A 20,597-nucleotide genomic window follows, 5' to 3' on the forward strand; every position below is an offset into this window, starting at 1 on the left:
GGAAGCTAGTAGTCAGGCCTACCCGATACATCCGGGAAAGCCTTGGAGCCGGCTCGGGTTCCGATTCAGGCACGCTGGAACGCAATTTTTTCGGCGCCGCTTCGGTCAAAACGAAAGAGTCCCTTCGCATTGCCTTGACCGGATTGCATTCAATCCGCCAGAACTTCAACGCGAGGTCTTATCATGACGGTCACCTTCACGGATGTTTTCAAGGTTATCTTCGCCATTCTTCTCCCGCCGCTGGGCGTCTTCATGGAAGTCGGGCTTGCAGGCGCCTTCTGGCTGAATATTCTGCTGACGATGCTGGGCTTCGTCCCAGGCGTCATTCACGCTCTTTACATCATCCTCACTCGTTGACCGGAAACGGCCGCCGACCGGCGAGTTATCCGCCAAAACGCCGGCATTGGCAGGATGGCTAGCCTGATCGTCGGTCGCGTCGTGCTCGCGATCATGAGTGTCCGAAACCTTTTCAAGTGCCTGCTGTTCGTCCTGCTGATCCTGGCTGCGGGCTGCGGTCCCGCCTTGCGTCCGTCGCTTTCGCAGCAGGAACTGCTCAGCGCCCGAGAGGCCAGCGACCGTCTGGTCAACGCGGAAATCAAGGGATTCACGCCGCGGCTCGTCACGCGGGCCAAGCAGGAGTACGACGACTATGTCCTGGGTGTCAGATCCGAACCGCCTGTAATCGACGCTCTCGTGATCTCCGGAGGCGGAGACTGGGGAGCCTTCGGCGCCGGCTTTCTCAAGGGCTGGGGACGGGTTCCGAAGGGGCCCATGGCACGTCCCGAATTCGACGTCGTGACCGGCGTCAGCACCGGCGCCTTGATCGCGCCGTTCGCTTTTCTCGGAACCGAGCGGACCATCGATCAGGTCCTGAATATGTACCGCGAACCGCGTCCGGACATCGTGAAACTTCGAGGGCTTCTGTTCTTCCTGCCGCGCTACGCGTCGTTCACCCGCATTCCGGGGCTGGAGCGGGATATCGCGGAAGCGATCGATTCGGAGTTTCTGAACCGCATCGTCCGGGAAGGCAGGCGCAACCGTATGCTGCTGGTCAATACCACCAATCTCGATGATGGGGACATGCGCGCCTGGGACGTGGTCGAGGAAGCGAGAAGTGCTCTCCGGACCGGTGACGTGGATCGGGTGCACCGCATCCTCCTCGCGTCGGCCGCGGTGCCCGGCGTCTTCCCGCCGCGCGAGATCGACGGCCGGCTGTATGTCGATGGAGGCGTGACCGGAAATATCCTGTATGGCGCGAGAACGCACGACGAAGACAGCTTTTCGGCGGTCTGGAAGAAGACTTACCCGGACCTGCCGATCCCCAAGCAGCGTTACTGGGTCATCCTCAACAACCAGTTCCGTTTTCTGCCGCAAATCACCCGGCAGACCTGGGCCGCCATCATGCGCCGCAGCACCAACCTGGCGACCCAGTCGGCTACCGTCAACGCGCTACGCCATCTTTACGCATTGGCCGAGATTTCGAAATTGAAGAGAGGCGCCGATGTCGAGATCCGGGTCATCTCGGTTCCCGCCGATTGGACGCCGCCGAAACCGGGCGTGTTCGTAAAGGAAACGATGAACGCCCTGGCGGACCTCGGGGAACGCATGGGTGCGAATCCTTCGAGTTGGCGCACCGAGCCGCCTTGAGCGGAATGCTCGGAAGCCGCGACGGCATCGGAATTCAAGTCGAACGGACGGCACCGGGGCGCTCCGGTCGCGGTCGGATTGATTGATTTTGGAGCGGCTGTCGGATTGGTTTTCGGCCCGCTCCCGCACTAAGGCCATCCTTACGTACGAATGGAAACTGCTCTAGGAAAGGAGAACGACATGGGCGTACGAATCAGTGCTTTTGGCTTGCGCGCGATTCTGCCGATGCTTGCCGTAATGGCCGTCTCATGCGCGAGCCAGCCCGGCGGGCGGGAAACCGCGACCGAAGGAGACGCCTGTCCCCGCCTGAAAGCGGTCATCGCCGCGGCCGACAATCGCTTCGAAAACATCAAGGGCGCGAAGAGCATACACCGCCTCGGCGACCGCTGGGATGCGGAAAGCATTTTTCCCGATACGGCCTGCGAGGTGTGGAAATGGAGCGGCAACGAACATTATTACTGCCTGTGGAACAAAACCGACGAAGCCGCTGCCCGGCAGAGTTTCGAAGAAGGCAAGAAGGCCGTCGGAGCTTGCCTGGGCGATGCATGGACGCTGACCGAAGAGCAGGCCAGGACCGGGAGAGTCGCGGTGTTTTCCAGAGAAGACGAGGATACCCGCGTATCGCTCCGGTATCTGGCCGATACGCGGCGATACCGCCCGACCTGGCACACCACCCTGATTATCGGAAACGCCCCGCACGATCCGAGCCTGCTCTATCATCCCGCTCGATAGAGCGTTTTCATTTCGCTCGTACGACAAAACAGGCGTGGCGGAAGTCGCTGGCGCCTTCGGCTACGGTAAATTGATTCAAGCATTCGTAGGTCGGCAATCCTTTGCCGACGAACCCCTTGGCCCGACCGCACCGTCGGGAAGGGGGGCTTCGGCGCTCCCGAAGACGCCGTTTGCGATTGGGAGGGATTCCCGACCTACAGGGTACTACGGTCGTAGGTCGGCAATCCTTTGCCGACGAAGATACCTGCTACCGAGCACCGGCTTAAGAGATACGAACGAGTCCATAGCCGCGAAAAGCTGGCAGCCTCGGCTTTGGACGGCGATCCGGCGGCTTCGGCATCGGGTACTGCTGGCCGGCAGCGCCGAATCGCCCAGCCGTTATTAATCAGGCCCGTAAATACCCTCCTGGTATTTCGGGCCGCCGCCCAGGCCCGGTACACGCCCGGCCTGGGCTCACGCGGCTTGTCGCCGCGCCGGGGCATCCCTGCCCCGGATTAACCCGCGCGCAGCTGTGCGGTCGTTTTCCCTTCGGCGGACTTGAGGGCCGACAGCGCCGCTTCGCCGGTTTGGGGTACGCCTTGCAGGTACAAGGCACGGGTGGGAAACGCGAACTGCAATCCCTCGTTCTGAAACGATTCGAAAATCATCAGATTGATGCCCTGCTGCACGTTCATGTAATCGTTGTAATCGGCGCTCAGAACGTAGTAAACGACTTCGAACAGTAGGGAGAATTCGCCGTAAGCCTTGAAATGGGCGCGGTCGAAACGGACGTTGGCCTGGGCCTCGACGGCATTCCGCAATAGGCTTGGGACCTTGACCAGCTTTTCGTACGGCGTGTGGTAAACGAGCCTGATTTGAAACGCCACGCGCCGCTCCCGCATGCGTTTGAAATTGCGAATCCGGGTATTCAGCAGATCGCTGTTCGCGCAGATGATCTGCTCGCCGTCGAGACTGCGGATGCGGGTGGTCTTGATACCGATGTGCTCGACCGTTCCCATGAGCTGATCGAAAATGATGAAATCGCCGGCCACGAAGGGCTTGTCGAAAGCGATGGACAGCGAGGACAACAGATCGCCCAGTATCCGTTGCAGCGCCAGCGCGACCGCGACGCCGCCGATTCCGAGACCGGCCGCCAGCGCCGTGATATCCACGCCGAAATTTTGCAGCGCGAGCAGCAGCGCCAGCGACCAGACCGCCAGTTGACTGAGCGAATTGAAAATCGACAGCGCTCCCAGGCTGGTTTGGTCACGCTTGGTTTTTTTGCCCAAATAGTCGAAGACCCAAACTCTGAGGAAGTAGCTCACCCAGGTGGAAACCTGGAAGAGCAGCGTGACGATGGTCAGTTTGCGTATGATGCCGCTGAGCGTCGGATCCAGGTGCAGCAGCAGCGTCGACGCAAACACCGAGACCATGAGTAAAAAGACCGTGCGGGTTTGCCGGACGCCGGCAAAGAACTCACCGATCAGAACGTTTTGCCGACGCTCGAGATAACGCTGCAAAGCAGAGATGAGAAAATTCCGGACGAACACCAGCAGGCTGAACAGCCCGGACACCGCTACCAGCGCCAAACCCCAGTCGCGCACCCGGTTGCCGTTCAATTCCGTATCCAGGACCAACTCCGCCAGCTCGCGCCAGCTTCGGTGCTCGGTACGGTCGTTGACCGACTCGACGACTTTTTGGAGCAGGCCGCGGGTCTTTTCGAGATAAGCGTCCTGATCGCGCAAGTGGTCGATCAGCGATTCCACCGATTGGTGCTGCTGTTCCAGCCAGCGCGCGGAACTTCCGCCGTCGCGCTCCGAATTGGAAAGCTTGTTCTCGATCGAGATCAGTTGCTTTTTCCAGTCCTGGAGCAAAAGAATCACGGCGCGTTCGGTCTGGTCGAGCGCGGCCAGGGCGTCGACCGCTTCCTCCTTCCATTTCACCCATTCCACCGGCTTGCCGATACCGTTGACGACGGCGTGGCGCCGCTGCCAGGCCATATTCCACGTTCCGATCAACTCCACACGCTTGTTTAAACCGGAAATCTTCGTTTCCAAGGATTCCTTGGCCAAGCGCCGCGCTTCGACCTCTTCCGACAGCTCCCCGAGTTTGTCCAAGGGCGCGTTCGCCATACGCTGCCTCGCATCGTGCAGACGACTTTCGTTGGCGATCTGCTGGCCGTCCATTCTTCTCAATTCGCGCTTCAGTTCGAGTTCTTCCTTCTCGATTTGCTGCAGCCGCTCCTCAAGCTCCTTGTCGGTGAATTGTACGCGGCCGGCCAACAGGCTCAGGCGCCGTTCGAGCAGCTTCACGGATGCATCGGCAACGGTCAGCTTTCGTTTTTCCCTTTCCAGGTTCAATTCCCCGAGCCGCAGCGTCTCCTCGGCCTGCTTAAGTTCCCACCGGGCCGATTGCAAACGCAGGGAATCGAGCTCCCTGTCTGACGAAGCGGCTTTCTCGCCCTCGTCGGCGGCCAGTTCCTTTTGCTTCCCGGCCACAGCCGCCCGCGCCTGCTCGACCTGAGCGTTAGCCTGATCGACGGCGGCTCTCAGCGCGGACAGGCGCGCCGTTTGTGCGCTCAACTCGGACGACGCGTTATCCAGTTCGCTCACCGGCACCGGATCATCGCTGGTCTCGAGCGTTTTCGCAGCTTCCAGGTATTTCCGCTCCTCGACCGCCAGCGTCTCGATTTCCTGCTGCGCCGCGAGCTGCCGCTCGAAAACGGAATCAAGCTGTTTCAGGGTTTCCAGCTGCTGGTTCAGTACGGCCGCCCTGTCCGATCCGGATGCGGATCCCGCATCCATGGCTTTTCGGACCGACTCCATGGCGGACGCCACCTCTTGTCGGCCGGCCTTGATGCGATCGACCGGATTCAAGGCTTCTTCTGCCGAAAGAGCCGGTTTCGCCGCCTCGGCCTCGCCCGGCGCCGGCTGAGCCGTCTCCTGAGCCAGCGCAGATTGGGCCAGCCAAAAAACAAGCATCCCCAGCGACAAATCGATTACGGATCGATATAGGGTTCTTTTTGAAGGACCCATTAAGTACCCCCCATTTTGATAGCGTTTATTGGTTCGAATTAATGCGTTTGACGTGACGGCGTGATGCCGGACGCTACATGTTGCAAAGCGTTTTGGGTTGCAGTACCTCGTACGATCTTGAACAGGGGCCGATCAATAATGTTCGGGAGCGGAATTTATTAATCAGGCCCGTAAATACCCTCCTGGTATTTCGGGCCGCCGCCCAGGCCGGTACACGCCCGGCCTGGGCTCACGCGGCTTGTCGCCGCGCCGGGGCATCCCTGCCCCGGATTAACCCGCGGCCAGAGGCCGCCCCACCAGCCGGCTCGTCAGCATCCCGCATCCTCGGCATCGTCGGTGAGGAACCGCAAACCCGCTTCGATGCATTCGGCATCGTGAACCGGCTTGGGCTTGACGCGCGACATATCCATCATGCCGGCGACCCGTTGCAGGCTGGAAAGGATGAGAGTCTGCTCCCAGTCGTTCAATTGCCGGAAAGCGGCCACGAAGTCGACATGCAGCAGCGAGGGCGCATGCCGGAGTGCCTCCCGGCCGGAGTCGGTGAGGGTGATGGTCAGGCGCCGCTTGTCTTCCGCGCTGCGCTCGCGCCGGATCAGGGCCTTGAGCTCGAGGTGGTCGAGCACCGTGGTGATCGTCCCTTGACTCAGATTGACCGCCTGGCTGAGTTGATTGGCCGTCAAAGGCCCTTGTTTCGTCAAGGCGCGCAAAACCATCAACTGAGAGCCGGTCAGTCCCACCTTTTGCAACTGCTTGGATTGCAGATCGAGCGCACGGACGATGCGCCGGAGCTCTATCAATACTTGTTCGTTAATTTCCATACGCTAGAACATTTTCCAGTTTGGCGTAGCGCCCGAGGTAGGTCGGCAATCCCTTGCCGACACAACGGACTTGTCGGCAAAGGATTGCCGACCTACAAATTGTTCTTTAATTCCCATAGGCTAAAACGTGCTCGAAATCAGGCCATGGCTTGGGCCAGACGGCGGAATTGCAGGCTGTATAAAGCCTGAAGATAACGCTGGGTCTCCCGGCGCTCCAAGTCGGTCACGTGGCGCCAGAAGCCGTAGACTCGGGACAAGGTCATCATCCGCTCGGCATAGTGCTGCCAGGTATAGCGTTGGGCAACCCGCGCGAGCGCTCCCTCCGAGATTCGCGCCCAGTATTCCGGCTCGTTGCGCGCTCTGGCAAAGAAACGCGCGATGCGTTCCGCCGCCGCATCGCCATGATTCGGATCGACGTGAAAGCCGGATAGTCCGTCCTCGATGATCTCCGAAGGCCCGCCGAAGCAGGTGGCGAAACAGGGGAGGCCCGAAGCCATCGCCTCGATCACCGTAAGTCCGAAGGCCTCGAACAAGGCCGGCTGGACGAAAGCCCCGCGGCTGTCCGCCACGTAGCGATAAAGCTCGCCGGCCAAGTTTTTGGGCAGTCTGAGGCCCAGCCAGCGCACCTGCCGGTCCAGCCCGTACCGGTCGAACAAGGCGTGCACGCGCCGGATCTGTCCGATTTCCTCGGTGTCGGAAGAACGTTCCGGATCCACGTAACCGGAAATCACCAGCAGATTGGCCTCCCCGCGCAGCTTCTCGGAAGCGCCGAACCATTCCACCAGTCCGGCGATGTTCTTGATGTGGTCCAGCCGCGCCATGGTGAACAGCAGCGGCTTGTCCCGCTCATGCAGGACCCCGCGTGCGTCGGCCTTCTCCGCCTCGCCGTAGATCAGCTCCTCTATTTCTGCATGCAGATGGGGCAGGCGCCGGTCGGCGGCGGTGTAGGGGAAATAAGCCGCCGCATCGGCGCCCGGCGAAACGATGTTGAACTTCGGATCATAGACGTCTATCCCGTTCACGACCCGAAACAACTTGGGCATGGTAAACGCCGCGTGACTCTCGTACTGCCCCACGCTGTCGCGGGTACCCGCTATTTCCTGATAGCTGCTGGCGATGATGAAGTCGGCCGCGTTCATCGCGATCAGGTCGGCGGTGAACTGGCAGGAAAAATGGTATTGGGATTCGTTATCCTGCCAGAACAGATCGGAATGGCAATACTTGGTCTTTTCCAAGGCATGGGCGATGTTGCACTGGGTCACGCCCAGGCGTTGCGACAGAAGGGTCGCAACCAGATTGCCGTCCGAGTAGTTGCCGACGATCAAGTCGGGACGCCCGCCGAGCTCCGCGAGCAGCTCGCGCTCCGCGTCCAGGGTATAACGCTCCAGATAAGGCCAGACCTCGAACCGGGAAATCCAGTGCGTCACGATCTCGCCGGACACGTTGCGGAAAGGTACCCTGAGTATCCGGGCGTTGCACGTTCCGGAAATGGGCTCGAGCCGCTGGTCGCAGCTGGTCCCCTCCGCCTGCGGTATCAACCGCGTCACCACCACGATTTGCGGCTCGATGTCGAGCCCCTGCTCGAACAGGCGGGAACGCATTTCGGTCTCCAGGGCGCGCACCTGATCGAGGATGTAGACCACCTGCCCGCCGGTGTCGGGACGGCCGAGCACATTGGCCTGACCGAAATAGCCGTGCGGCGAAATGATCGCCAGCGAGAAGACCATGGGCAAACGCGCGAGAAAGGTTTCCAATCCACGCGGATCGGGCGCCTCGAGGAGATCCTGAAGCAGGCTCATGGTGTCGCGGATGCGAGAGACCTCGCGCCCCCAGCCGGTCTCGAACCCTAGGGCGCGCAAGGCCGCCGCCACTTCCTCCCAGGTCGCCGAAGGCTCGTGGCCGGCGAGCATGTCGTCGGCCTGGCGCAAGGCCCTGCGCAAGTCGCGAACGCTCCTGATCTGCTCGTTGAGCATCAGGGTCTGGCCACGGAACGAGTGAATGCTCAGAAAATTCAAGATGCGTTCGCCGCCCTCGCCCAATTCGTCGAACAGTTGCCGGGACAGATGTTTGTTCAAGAACTCCACGCCGCGGCCTATCGATCTCGCCTCCTGGAGCTTTGGAAACTCGCGGGAGAACGGCCCGAAATCGATTTCCAGCAGCCATTCGTCTATATCGTGCTGCCTCGTCGCCAAGCCTTCCTTGAAACGCAGAAAGTCCTGCACCGTCACCTCCTCGACCGTCAGCCCTTCGAGCGCGATGCGCACATAGCGCCAGGTGGCGATGCGAAGCCGGATGGCAAGATAGACCCAGGCGTCGTTAAGCGCGGCCTCCTGAGTAAAGCGTATGGTTTTTGCCAAGGGCGTTTGCTTTAGCCCCTCGGGCGCATCTTCCGCGGTGCAAACGTCGGCGAAAGCGTCGCAGAGATCGGAACGCTGCAAAAAACCGCGCTCCAGTTTTCGAATTTGATGGAGCACCCGATGGCCCACGGTGGGGCTGGCGTCCAGAAACGCGCGCAATTGCACGATCAAATCGTCGCCCCGCGTTTTTTCAGTCATAAGCGTTTCCACTGATCCGGTCTCTTTTATTTTGATGTCAAATAATTATTCAGCTTGCACTTCCTGTCAATTCTGGAGCCTCGTCCGCACCCACCATATCATTAACATATGGTTATCTTGTCATCCGCAATCAACGAGGTTGACAAATCCCAACAAACATTTTGAAATCAAATTATGAGCCATCATCAGAAATCGATCCAACTCGGTGCGGGAGATCATTCATGAAAGCAGTCATTCTTGCCGGGGGTCAGGGAGTACGGCTAAGACCCATTACCGAGAACATACCGAAACCGATGGTCACCGTGCTGGGCAAGCCGATCATGGAGCACATCGCGCGGCATCTCTGCTCGTACGGTTTCACCGATTTGCTGGCAACACTGCATTACCGGCCCCGCGCCATCCGCGACCATTTCGGAGACGGCGGCGATTTCGGCGTGAACCTGCACTACACCCTGGAACACAAGCCGCTGGGAACGGCCGGCTCGGTCAAGCTCGGCGCGGATTTCCTCGACGAGACGTTTCTCGTCATCGCCGGCGATGCGCTGACGGATTTCGATCTCGAAGCCTTTTGGGCCTTTCACAAGGCCAAGGGCGCAAAAGTCAGCCTGTGCCTGAAACGGGTGTCGGACCCCGGCGAGTTCGGCGTCGTCGTAACCGGCGAGGACGACCGCGTGGTCCGTTTCCTGGAAAAACCAGGCCTCAGCGAATTGTGCAGCGACACCGTCAACACCGGCATTTACCTCATAGAACCGGAAATCCTGGAGGCGATACCCGAGGACATTCCATACGATTTCGCCAGCGACCTTTTTCCGAAACTCCTGGAACAGGAGATTCCGTTGTTCGCCTATGTCGCGGAAGGTTACTGGAGCGATATCGGCACCCTGGATCAGCTCAAGCAGTCGCACTGGGACCTGCTCGACGGAAAGGTCCGTCTGCCGCTCGGCGGAAATCTCATCGGAGAACGGATATGGCTTGGCGACGGCGCGCGGATCGCCAAGGACGCGGAGCTCGGCTCGCCCTGCTGGATAGGCGACAACGTACGGATCCGATCCGGCGTCAAAATCGGCGCGTATTCCGTCATCGCGCCGGACGTCGAAATCGACGCGAGGGCGACCGTCAACCGCAGCATCGTCATGAAAAACTCGTTCGTCGGCGAGTCGAGCGACCTGCGCAACTGCATCGTCGGCGGCAGCACCGTCATCGAGGCCCGCTGCGAGATCGGCGACGACGCGATCATCGGCTCCCGCTGCCATCTCGGACGCCAGGTCGTGGTCATACCCGGCGTTTCGATCTGGCCCGACAAGGAAATCAACAGCAACACGACGATACGCGAAAACCTGGTCTGGGAATCGCTGCTGCGTCCTTCGATTTTCGGATCGCGCGGCGTCAGCGGCCTGGCCAATCTCCACATCACGCCGGAATATGCGGCGGCGCTGGGCAAGGCCTTCGGCAGCTGGATTCAGCGCGGCGCCCGAGTGGCGGTCGCCCGCGATGCGCACCCATTCTCCCGGCTGATCAAGCGGGCGTTCATCTCCGGTCTTCTGGCGGTGGGCGTCAATATCGACGACCTGGAAGAGGCCAGCCTGCCGGAGACGCGCTTCATCACCTGCTTCGGCCGCCATTTGAGCGGCGGCGTCCATATCCGCATTTCGGACGAGCACCCCAGCGTGGCCGTCATCGAGCTTTTCGACACCGACGGTTTGCCTTTGCTGCGCAGCGCGCGCCGCAAGATCGAAGCGATGTTCTACCGGGCCGAGTTTCCCAAGGTGTCCATCGAGAACGTCGGTAACCTGACTTATCCCGGCCGCGTCGACGAACGATATGCCGAACACCTTCGCCAGCATCTCAGCCGATCCGCCACCCAACCCTGGGTCGATCGCGTACTCCATTACTGCCGGGAAGGCAATCTGGCGCGGATACTCGGCGACCTGCTCGGCAGCAACGGCTTGCATCATCTCGAGAGCGAATGTAGAGAAAATTCGGATGTCTCCGCCATACCCTACGAACCGATCGCGGAGATCGCCAGGCTCAACCGGAAGATCGCCCTGATCATCGAGCGAAGCGGCGAACAACTAACCTTGGTCGACGAATTGGGAACGATACACCGGGCGGAACGGACGCAGGAGCTCCTGACCGCAGCCTTCATCATCGGCGCTCCGCCCGAGGAGCCGGTCTTCCTGCCGCCCGATCATCCGAAATTTCTGGCCGAGCTGGCGGACGCCAGAGTGCGGCGACTGATCATTACGCACAAGGAGCCGGCGGCCCAACTGAATGCCGTCAAGAAAGCCATGCAATCCGAAGGCGTTTGGCTGCATTTCGTCCACTTCTATCTCGGCTATGGCGCGGTTGCGGCGTCTCTTCGGCTGCTCGAATTCCTCGGCAGGGAACACCTGACCCTGCACGATTTCGAGCGCCAGATCCCGATCAGCCATTGCCGGCGCCTGATTCTACACTGTCCCTGGGATCACATCGGGCGCGTGATGCGCGAACTGAGTCAACGACCGGAAGCTCGCATGAATGCCGCCCCCGAAGGCGTGCGGCTCGATCTGGACGGCGATTGGGTTTACGTATTGCCGAGCGCGGACGCCCCGCAATTGGAAATCAGCATGGAAGCGTCCAACACCGCGCGGCTCGTGCAACTGGAACAAGAGGTCAGCCAGCGCGTACGGAGTCTGATTCCATGAGCGCGGGCGTTCCGTTCTTATTCGCGTCCGACCTGGACGGCACGCTGCTGCCCAATACCGGCAAACTTCCGGACTCCGGCTGCCTGGAGCGGACCCAGGCGCTTCTTCGGACTCTGCTCGAAGCCGACTGCCCTATCTGCGTCGTCAGCGGACGCTATCTGGCTCTGGCCAAGCAAGGGCAGGCCGTGTTCCGGCTGCCGCAGCCGACCTGGTGGATCTGCAACGTCGGCACCGAGGTTTACGATCAGACGGGCGCGCAGGATCGCGAATGGCAAAGCCGGCTCGGACCGCCGCTAGACCGCGAAGCCTTGCGCCGGTCGCTTTACAGGATCTCGCGCCTGGCGCCTCAGGAGCCGCAAAAGCAAGGACCGCACAAGTTCAGCTTCTATTACCCGGAGCCCGTCAGCCGGGAGCTGCTGGCGGAAATCATGTATCGGGTCCGGGCGGTGAGAAACGATTTGCAGATGATTTCCAGCATCGAGGAATCCTCCGGACGGGCTTTGCTCGACATCATTCCCGCCAATGCCGGGAAATCCCACGCCTTGTGGCACGTCGCCGAGCGCTATGGCTTGGCCGGCGACCGCATCTTCTTCGCGGGCGATTCCGGGAACGATCTCGACGCGCTGCTCTCGGGCGTGTGCGGCGTTCTGGTCGGCAATACTCCGGCAGACGTCCGGGCTCAGGCTTCCGAGCAGCAAAAGCGTAACGATAGCGCCCGATTGTTTATCGCCGACGCGTTCTACGGCGACGGCATCATCCAAGGACTTCGCCACTACGGATTATGGCCGCTCGCTGCGAGCGGCTCGAAGGCCAAACGAGACACCCAGCGGTAGCAGCGATGCGGATTGCCTTCTTCTGCCCCCATAGCGACCCCCTGGCCGTAACCGGCGAACCGGATGCGGGCGGACAATGCATTTACGAGGCTCGCGTGGCGGAACAGCTCGCCCGCCAGGGACACGAGGTTCGGGTCTACACCCGCCGCTGGGGCGGGAAAGCGGTGCGCCAGGACATTTGCGACGGCGCCACGATCTTCCGCTATCCGATGGGGCCGGATGGCTTTCTCCGCAAGGAGGACATGGGCCCCCATCTCGCGGAATTCGTCGAGCATACGCTATTCAGGCAGACCACCTGGCTGAGGCATGCCGATGCCATCCACGGCCACTATTGGGACGGCGGCGCAAGCGCGCTCATGGCGAGTCTCGCTCTCGGCAAGCCCTTGCTGTTTACCAGCCACTCCCTGGGGCTCCTGAAACGGGACCGCGTACCCGATCCCACCCCGGACGGCTCGAAGTTCCGCTACGATGTTCGAATCCGCGCGGAAAAAAAGATCCTGGACGCGGCCGATGCCGTCATCGCGCTCAGCCGGACCGAGCGGGACGCGTTGACGGGGCGCTACGGAGCAAGCGCCGAGAAGGTCCGCATCGTTCCGGGAGGCGTGGACACGGAAGTATTCCACCTGTGCCTGGAAAAGACGAAGCTTCAACGCCAGCTCGGCTTCAGCTCCGACTACCTGCTGTTTACGGTCGGCCGGCTCGATCCCCGCAAAGGCTTTCTCGAGCTGATCGAGGCCATTCCCCAGGTCGTCAAAACCCTGCGGGAAACCGGCAAAACCGTGACTTTCCTGATTCCGATCGGCCCGGAAAAGCCCTCGCCCGACGAATCGGCCTATCGCGACGCCCTGCTCGGGCGGGCGAACGAGCTTCGGATCGCGGACGCCATCCATTGGTTTCACCGCCTGACCGATCAGGAACTGTTTCAGTATTACGCGGCGGCCGACCTGTTCCTCTGCCCTTCCCCTTATGAGCCTTTCGGGCTGGTGCTGGTCGAGGCCTTCGCTTCCGGAACCCCGGTGATCGCCACGCCACACGGCGGACCCACCGATATCGTTACACCCGGCGTGAACGGTTATCTGGCCGATCCCGCGGACCCTCCCGCATTCGCCGCCCGCATTCTCGACGCCCTCTTGGCACCCGAGAACGAACGCCGCCGCATGCGCGCCGCCGCGGCCGAAAGAGCCCGGACCCGCTACGCCTGGCCGTCGGTCGCGTCCGCCATAGCGGACGTTTATCGCTCGATTCGGGACGACGCCCATGCCTTACGTTGACAGCCAAGGCGTTCGCATCCATTACCAGGCGGAAGGCGAAGGACCGCCGCTGGTGCTGCACCACGGATTTACCAGCAGTTCCGAGGCGTGGCGCCAGTTCGGGTATGTCCGGGCACTGTGCCGCGATAACCGGTGCATTCTGCTCGACGCCCGCGGCCACGGCGCCAGCGACAAGCCGCACGACCCGGCTGCCTATGCGCTGCCGAACCGGGTGGCGGACGTCGTCGCCGTGCTCGATGCCTTAAAGATCCCGAAAGCGAACTTCCTCGGCTTTTCGATGGGCGGCTGGATTGGCTTCGGCATGGCGAAATACGCGCCCGAACGCGTCGACGCCCTGCTCGTCGTCGGAGCGCATCCCTATGCCGACCAAAGCTGGGACGCCTTCCGGCACATCGACGGCGCGGACCCCGGAGCTTTCCTCACCGCTCTCGAGTCCGTCCTGGAACAGCGCATCCCGCCGGAACTGAGGCCACTTGTGCTGGCCAACGACCTGCGGGCGCTCGCGGCCGCTGCGCAAGAGCGGCCGGCACTGGAAGACGTCCTCCCGACCATGGCCATGCCGTGCCTGCTCCTCGTCGGGGAGGAAGATGCGAGATATCCGGCCGTCCGGGAATGCGCCAAACACATCGCTCACGCCGCCTTCGTCCCGTTGCCCGGTCTCAAGCATACCGAAAGCTTCGTCCGCAGCGATCTCGTTCTTCCGCATATCAAACGGTTTTTGGAAACTGAACGCGGCTTACCGACTCAAGAGTAACGCCACAAAAAACCTGAACTGCGACGGCAGGCCTCGAAATCTGCCACGTGTGGCGGATGTAACCGTGACGCGAACTCCCCGCCCCATGCTCGTCCGTTCAATTACCGTAAAGCCATCGGCTCTTTTTTTGCGTCCTGCCTAATGCGAAAATGAGCGCCCGTTCAGATGAATATCGCTATAGGGCACCTCGAAAAACTTCGAGGTGCTCGTACGGGGCAGGGATGCCCCGTCGTTTTCAGCCGCGTAAGCAGTTGAAAACGTAAGCCAAGCCCAAACCGCGTTTGGGCTTGGCGAAGAGAAAAACCGCCGGGAAGGCGGTTTTTCGAGGTCCTCTATAGGGTTGATGAAGGTGATTACGACTTCGATGGGCGCGTCCAATGAGCCGAGGGAACGCCTCAAAATCCAAGATGTTTCAAGATGTGGGCTATAGGCTATAGTTCGGTCGCCGTCCGCAAGACATCCGAAACGGGTCTATGTGCGCGCACCCATTACACCTCTGAAATAAAGCCGAACTGGATGGCCCCGCTCCAGATCCTCCACTTCTTCCTGTTCGCCCTCGGGCACTTTTGAAAAGCCATCCGGCGGGTGCGCCGCAACTTAGTGCCAAGTAGCTCCCGTGATGTTCAACTTTAATGCTTCCCTACCGCCCCGGGTCCCGGGCCGCGTTATCCCCGGCCTGGCCCCAATGCAGCCGGACATTGCACCGGCTTTCCCGCTCGCTGGCGGAACGCCGTACGTGATGCATCGAGGTTTCGGCGCACGGCGACCGCGTCCGGCCGGGGCGGACATGCTCGCGGTGCGGCCGGTCGCGCAGCTGTCCACCCGGCGTTGCCAGCCGCAACCCTGTCCGCTGAAACGGCAGGAGGGAAAAGCATGAGCACGGCTGAGCGCGATATACCGGCATCGCGCCCCGACTTCCAGGTCCTTTTCCAGTCCGTCCCGGCCTGTATTTTGGTGCTGGCACCCGACAGCCCGTATTTCACCATCCTGGCGGCTAGCGACGCCTATCTGCGGGCAACCAGGAAGCGGCGCGAGGAGATCGTGGGGCGGCCGGTCTTCGAAGTCTTCCCCGACAATCCCGACAGCCCGTTCGGGCCGGAGGCGAACAGCCGGGCCTCGTTTGAACGCGTGCTGCGGCACCGCCTCCCCGACGCCCGGGCCATGCGGCAGCACGATATCCGCAGGCCCGAACAGGGCGGCGGGTTCGAGGGCCGTTTCTCGAAATCCTCGAACACGCCGGTGCTCGATGAAAATGGCGATGTTCTCTATATCATTCACCACGTCGAAGATGTAGCCGAGCCAGTCCGGGCGGAACAAGAGCCTCGAGCCGAGACGTCGCCCGTCGACGCAGGGGGGAGGGAAACCGGGGCCGAGGCCCGCCCGGATGCGGCACACATCCGGCGTGAGGCCGACGCGGCCCGCGAGCGCGAGGAGTGTTATTCCGCCATCTTCGACAAGGCCCCCTTCGGCATGGCGCTGACGAAGATGCCCGAACGGACCCTCGTAGCCGTCAACGACGCGTTTCTGAAGATCTTCGAGTGCAACCGGGAAGAGGTGCTGGGCAAGAACAGCGGGCACCTGGGCATCCCGGACGTATGGTTACGGGGCCGGATAGCCTCCGAACTCCGGCAGCGCGCGGCAGTACGCGACGTGGAAATCACGCACAAGTCCAGGTCCGGGGCCAGGCTCGTTCTGTCGCTCAACGTTGATTGGGTCGGCATCGGCGGCCAGACGCTTCTCCTCAGCACCATCCAGGACATCACTGAACGCAAGCAGGTCGAGGAGTCGTTGCGACGGGAGCAAAGCCTGCTGGATAGTGTCCTGCGGACCACCGATGTGATGCTGGTCTTTCTCGATCGGCAGTTCAACTTCGTCTGGGTCAATCCGGCCTATGCCGAAACCTGCCGGATGAGACCGGAGGACATGGTGGGCAACAACCATTTCGCCTTGTATCCCAACGCGGAAAACGAGGCGATCTTCCGAAAAGTCCGGGATTCCGGCGATGCAGTGTTTTACAAGGACAGGCCCTTCGTTTTCCCCGATCAGCCCGAACGCGGCACCACCTATTGGGACTGGAGCCTGACGCCCGTCAAGGGTAACGACGGAGCGACTGCGGGCCTCGTCTTTTCGCTGCGCGAGACGACGAAATTCAAGCGGGCTCAGGAAGCATTTTGCCAGAGCGAAGAGCGTTTCCGCGCTCTGGTGATGGCCAGTTCCCAGACGATCTATCGCATGAGCTCGGATTGGACCGAGATGTATCAGCTTTACGGCCGGGATTTCCTAGCCGACACGGAAGAGCCGAGCCGAAATTGGCTTCAGAAATACATTCCCTCGGACGACCAGCCGCAGATCATCGCCGCCATCGGAGAAGCCATCCGGACCAAGAGCATTTTTGAGCTCGAGCATCGCGTCCGACGAGCGGACGGCAGCTTGGGATGGACGTTTTCGCGTGCGGTTCCGCTGATGAGTGCGGATGGCGATATCGTCGAATGGTTCGGTGCCGCCAGCAATATCACCGAGCGCAAACAAGCCGAGGAAGCATTGCGCGAGAACCGGGCCCAGCTCGAGGCGGAATTGCAGGACACTCAGCTCCTGCAGAGCATCAGCGCAGCGCTTCTTCACGAGGACGACATCCAGGCCCTCTACGAAAAAATCATCGATGCGGCGGCGCACATCATGCACTCGGAATACGCGAGCATGCAGATGCTCTACCCCGAGCGCGGCCGCGGCGGCGAGCTTCGGCTGCTGGCGTTCCGCGGGTTCAATCCGCAAGCGGCAAAGTTCTGGGAATGGGTAAGCGCTGACTCCTCGGATTCGACATGCGGCGCGGCCTTGCGCACGGGCCGGCGCGTCATCGCGCCGGACCTGGAGAACTGCGATTTCATGCAGGGCACCGAGGATCTTGCGACATATCTGCAAACCGGAATTCATGCCTGCCAGACGACGCCCCTGTTCTCGCGGAGCGGCAAGCTGGTGGGCATGATTTCCACGCACTGGCGCCGCCCGCACCAGCCGTCCGAGCGGGATTTGCGCCTGTTGGATATTCTCGCCCGGCAAGCCGCCGACCTCATCGATCGCAAGCGGGCCGAGGAGGCGTTACGCGAGAGCGAAGAGAAATACCGCACTCTGTTCGAGTGCATGGACGAGGGCTTCTGCACCATCGAGGTGTTGTTCGACGAAAGCGAGAGACCCGTGGATTACCGGTTCCTCATCGTCAATCCGGCTTTCGAGCGGCAGAGCGGAATTCGGGACGCGGTCGGCCGGCGAATACGGGAAATCGCTCCGTTGCTCGAGGAACACTGGTTCGAGATCTTCGGAAAGATCGCGCTGACGGGCCAACCGATGCGCTTCGAAAATTTCGCCGCGCAACTTCATCGCCATTACGACGTGTATGCGTTTCGGATTGGCGCGCCATCCGAAAGAAAAGTGGCGGTTCTTTTCAACGACATCACTCGGCGCAAACTGATCGAGGAGACCCTGCGCAAGGCCGACCGCCGCAAGGACGAGTTTCTGGCGATGCTGGCTCACGAGCTCAGAAACCCGCTGGCGCCGCTCCGCACCGGTCTGCACGTGCTGCGGAAGTCCGACGGCACGGGCCCTGCGACGGAACGCACCCAGACGCTGCTCACGATGATGGAACGGCAGGTGAATCATCTGGTCCGGCTGGTGGACGATCTCTTGGAGGTATCGCGCATCACTCAAGGCAAGATCGCCCTGAAAAAAGAGCGGGTCGATCTGGCGACCATCATCGGCCATGCCGTCGAAACCAGCCAGGCACTCATCGAGGCCGGCAACCACACGCTTGAAGTTTCGCTCCCGCCGGAACCCGTGTGCCTCGACGCCGATCCGGTGCGGCTCACTCAGGTGTTGTCGAATCTCCTTAACAATGCCGCCAAGTACATGGCAGCGGGCGGACACGTTTGGCTCCTGGCGGAGCGGCAAGGGCCGGAAGCCGTGGTGAGCGTCCGCGACGAAGGCATCGGCATCTCGGCCGAAATGCTGCCTCATGTCTTCGATCTGTTCACCCAGGCGGACCGTTCCATCGACCGGTCGCAAGGCGGGCTCGGCCTCGGGCTGTCCCTAGTGCGCCACCTGGTCGAGTTGCACGGCGGTTCGGTCGAAGCGAGGAGCGAAGGCCCCGGCCTGGGCAGCGAGTTCGTCGTCCGCCTGCCGCTGGCCTTGACGGGACGCTGATCGCCCCTAACGGCGATGGTCAGAACGAAGACCGCCGCCGTGCTCGCATCGCTTTCAATAAGGATTTTTTTAGGGTGGGTTTAGGCCGCGAGGCCGTAACCCACCGAGCGGCCTCGAACCGGTGGGTTACGCGGAGCCTGTCCTGAGCCTGTCGAAGGGCCTGTCCCGAGCGAAGCCGAGGGGCTAACTCACCCTGCGATTAGAGCGTTTTCCGAATCGGTGTAAGGGATTCGGATATGTAGGTCGGCAATCCCTTGCCGACGTATCGGCTCGGCGAAGGGCTTTGTCGGAAGGGCAGCTCTGGCGCTCCCAGAGATGCCGTTTGCGATTGGAAGGGTCGCGACTAAAGCGACCGTTTGCGATTGGGAAGGGATTGCCGACCTACGTTCTCCCCTCCTGGAACGAATCCGTACACCGGGATGGAAAACGCTCTAATGTTCACTTGAATGTCGGATGGAATAAGCCTTGAAACGGCATTCCTCCGTATACTGTCCGAAACCCTTCAAGGAAAATCCATGCGCGAAATCGAAACGCTGATTGCCACATTATCGGGCTGGGTATGGGGACCACCCATGCTCGCCCTGTTGGTGGGAACCGGGCTGTACCTGACGATATTGCTGCGCGGCGTGCAGTTCCGCGCCCTGCCCCGAGCCTTTAGCCTTATCTTCGCGAAGGATCACGGCCACGCCGGCGATATCAGCCATTTCGCCGCGCTGATGACGGCGCTTGCGGCCACGGTAGGCATAGGCAACATCGTCGGTGTTGCCACGGCCATCACCCTCGGCGGTCCCGGCGCGGTGTTCTGGATGTGGCTGACGGGTCTGGTGGGCATGGCCACCAAGTATTCCGAGGCGGTGCTGGCGGTCAAGTACCGCGAAAAGGGAGAGTACGGCATGCGCGGCGGGCCGATGTACTATCTGGCAAAGGGTGCCGGCCTGCCTTGGCTGGGCAGACTGTTCGCGGTCTTTACCGCGCTGGCCACCTTCGGTATCGGCAACATGACGCAGGCCAATTCCACTGCCAGGATACTCGAAAGCACCTTTCACATTACTCCACTCGCCACGGGGCTGGTGCTGATGGTACTGACGGCACTGGTGATCCTGGGCGGCGTCCGCTCCATCGGCCGGTTCACCTCGCTGCTGGTTCCGTTCATGATCGTCGGCTACATCGGCGCCGCGCTGGTGGTGCTGGTCCTCAATGCCGCCGAAATTCCGCATGCGCTGTACCTGATCTTTTACCACGCCTTCAATCCGATCGCGGCCGGTGGTGGCTTCGCGGGTGCTACCCTCGCCACCGCCATGCGTTACGGCATCGCACGCGGCGTGTTCTCCAACGAATCCGGACTCGGTTCGGCGCCCATCGCGGCAGCGGCCGCGCGCACCGACGGTCCGGTCAAGCAGGCGCTGGTGAGCATGACGCAAACCTTCATCGACACCCTGGTGGTGTGCACCATGACCGCCCTGGTGATCCTCACCGCGAACCCATGGATGCAAGACGTCAGTGCCGGAGAACTGACCAGCGCCAGCATGGCGGAAACGCTGGGCAGTACCGGGACCTTCATCGTCGCGCTCGCCACGGCGCTTTTCGCCTACTCCACCCTGATAGGCTGGAATTATTACGGCGAAAAAGCGGTGGAATACCTGTTCGGGCCGCGCTCCATCCGCATCTACCGCATCTTCTTCGTTGCCGCCGTAATCGTTGGCGCCACCACCAGCCTGGAATTCGTCTGGAACTTCTCCGACCTGATGAACGGCATGATGGCCATTCCCAACCTGATCGGCCTCCTATTGCTGTCGAAAGTCATCAAGGCAGAAACCAACCGCTATTTCAAACTGGAAAGCCGGCCTGAGAGCAGCGCGGCGCCTGAAACAGCCGCCAAGTCTTCGCCTAAGGCGCGACGGTCTGCTCGGGCAACATCGGGAGATCCCCGCACCTGACCGAACGGCGGCTCGCAAGTTTCGCCCAAAGCGGTCAACGAGCAAGAACGGCCGATCAGACCTGAATGTGGCCTCGCCGCCACCGGTATTTGCCGGTCCGCAGGAATTGGCCGAGTGCCGGCAGATTACGATGAGATTGATCAATGCGCGGCGTTCGA

12 protein-coding genes are annotated in these 20,597 nt (G+C 61.3%); 9 read left to right on the plus strand and 3 right to left on the minus strand.

The features are described from left to right. The first annotated feature begins 183 nt into the window (after positions 1 to 183). From ACR2TX_RS22450 to ACR2TX_RS22460, 3 genes are all read left to right on the plus strand, one after another. The gene (locus ACR2TX_RS22450) at positions 184 to 357 is read left to right on the plus strand and encodes a YqaE/Pmp3 family membrane protein (RefSeq protein WP_086134154.1); all 174 of its coding nucleotides are present in this window, start codon (positions 184 to 186) and stop codon (positions 355 to 357) included. 54 nt (positions 358 to 411) lie between these two features. After that, positions 412 to 1,647, plus strand: coding sequence for a patatin-like phospholipase family protein (locus ACR2TX_RS22455; RefSeq protein ID WP_077730692.1), 1,236 nt, complete (start codon positions 412 to 414; stop codon positions 1,645 to 1,647). 180 nt (positions 1,648 to 1,827) lie between these two features. Beyond that, on the plus strand, positions 1,828 to 2,379 hold the full coding sequence (locus ACR2TX_RS22460) for a hypothetical protein (RefSeq protein WP_434130743.1): 552 nt from the start codon (positions 1,828 to 1,830) through the stop codon (positions 2,377 to 2,379). Positions 2,380 to 2,873: 494 nt separating this feature from the next. Here the strand turns inward: ACR2TX_RS22460 and ACR2TX_RS22465 are convergent, their stop codons facing one another. From ACR2TX_RS22465 to ACR2TX_RS22475, 3 genes are all read right to left on the minus strand, one after another. Next, positions 2,874 to 5,339 (minus strand): mechanosensitive ion channel domain-containing protein, encoded by a 2,466-nt coding sequence (locus ACR2TX_RS22465; RefSeq protein ID WP_434130744.1) that lies wholly within the window; start codon positions 5,337 to 5,339, stop codon positions 2,874 to 2,876. A 362-nt stretch (positions 5,340 to 5,701) separates the two neighbouring features. After that, positions 5,702 to 6,211, minus strand: coding sequence for a MarR family winged helix-turn-helix transcriptional regulator (locus ACR2TX_RS22470; protein ID WP_086134150.1), 510 nt, complete (start codon positions 6,209 to 6,211; stop codon positions 5,702 to 5,704). Positions 6,212 to 6,348: 137 nt separating this feature from the next. Further along, the gene (locus ACR2TX_RS22475; protein WP_086134149.1) at positions 6,349 to 8,766 is read right to left on the minus strand and encodes a sucrose synthase; all 2,418 of its coding nucleotides are present in this window, start codon (positions 8,764 to 8,766) and stop codon (positions 6,349 to 6,351) included. Positions 8,767 to 8,987: 221 nt separating this feature from the next. On the opposite strand from ACR2TX_RS22475, the gene ACR2TX_RS22480 reads away from it, so the two are divergent. The 6 genes from ACR2TX_RS22480 to ACR2TX_RS22505 all read left to right on the plus strand — a co-directional run bounded on the left by ACR2TX_RS22480 (position 8,988) and on the right by ACR2TX_RS22505 (position 20,439). Next, positions 8,988 to 11,450 carry a sugar phosphate nucleotidyltransferase gene (locus ACR2TX_RS22480; protein WP_077730698.1) on the plus strand — a complete coding sequence of 821 codons (2,463 nt, stop codon included), beginning with the start codon at positions 8,988 to 8,990 and terminating at the stop codon, positions 11,448 to 11,450. Next, the gene (locus ACR2TX_RS22485; RefSeq protein ID WP_434130745.1) at positions 11,447 to 12,283 is read left to right on the plus strand and encodes an HAD-IIB family hydrolase; all 837 of its coding nucleotides are present in this window, start codon (positions 11,447 to 11,449) and stop codon (positions 12,281 to 12,283) included. The genes ACR2TX_RS22480 and ACR2TX_RS22485 overlap by 4 nt, the downstream gene beginning before the upstream one ends. Positions 12,284 to 12,288: 5 nt before the next feature. Continuing rightward, complete coding sequence (locus ACR2TX_RS22490; protein ID WP_168175435.1) at positions 12,289 to 13,554, plus strand: glycosyltransferase; 1,266 nt, start codon at positions 12,289 to 12,291, stop codon at positions 13,552 to 13,554. Then, on the plus strand, positions 13,541 to 14,308 hold the full coding sequence (locus tag ACR2TX_RS22495; RefSeq protein WP_077730701.1) for an alpha/beta fold hydrolase: 768 nt from the start codon (positions 13,541 to 13,543) through the stop codon (positions 14,306 to 14,308). Before ACR2TX_RS22490 ends, ACR2TX_RS22495 begins: the two co-directional genes overlap by 14 nt. An 873-nt stretch (positions 14,309 to 15,181) precedes the next feature. Further along, positions 15,182 to 18,502, plus strand: a complete 3,321-nt coding sequence (locus ACR2TX_RS22500; protein WP_434130746.1) for a PAS domain S-box protein — start codon at positions 15,182 to 15,184, stop codon at positions 18,500 to 18,502. 515 nt (positions 18,503 to 19,017) lie between these two features. Continuing rightward, entirely contained in the window at positions 19,018 to 20,439 is a 1,422-nt protein-coding gene (locus ACR2TX_RS22505; RefSeq protein ID WP_434130747.1) for an alanine/glycine:cation symporter family protein, read from the plus strand. Positions 20,440 to 20,597 lie beyond the last annotated feature (158 nt).

The sequence above is a fragment of the Methylocaldum sp. GT1BB genome, assembly GCF_051027545.1.
Lineage (GTDB): Bacteria > Pseudomonadota > Gammaproteobacteria > Methylococcales > Methylococcaceae > Methylocaldum.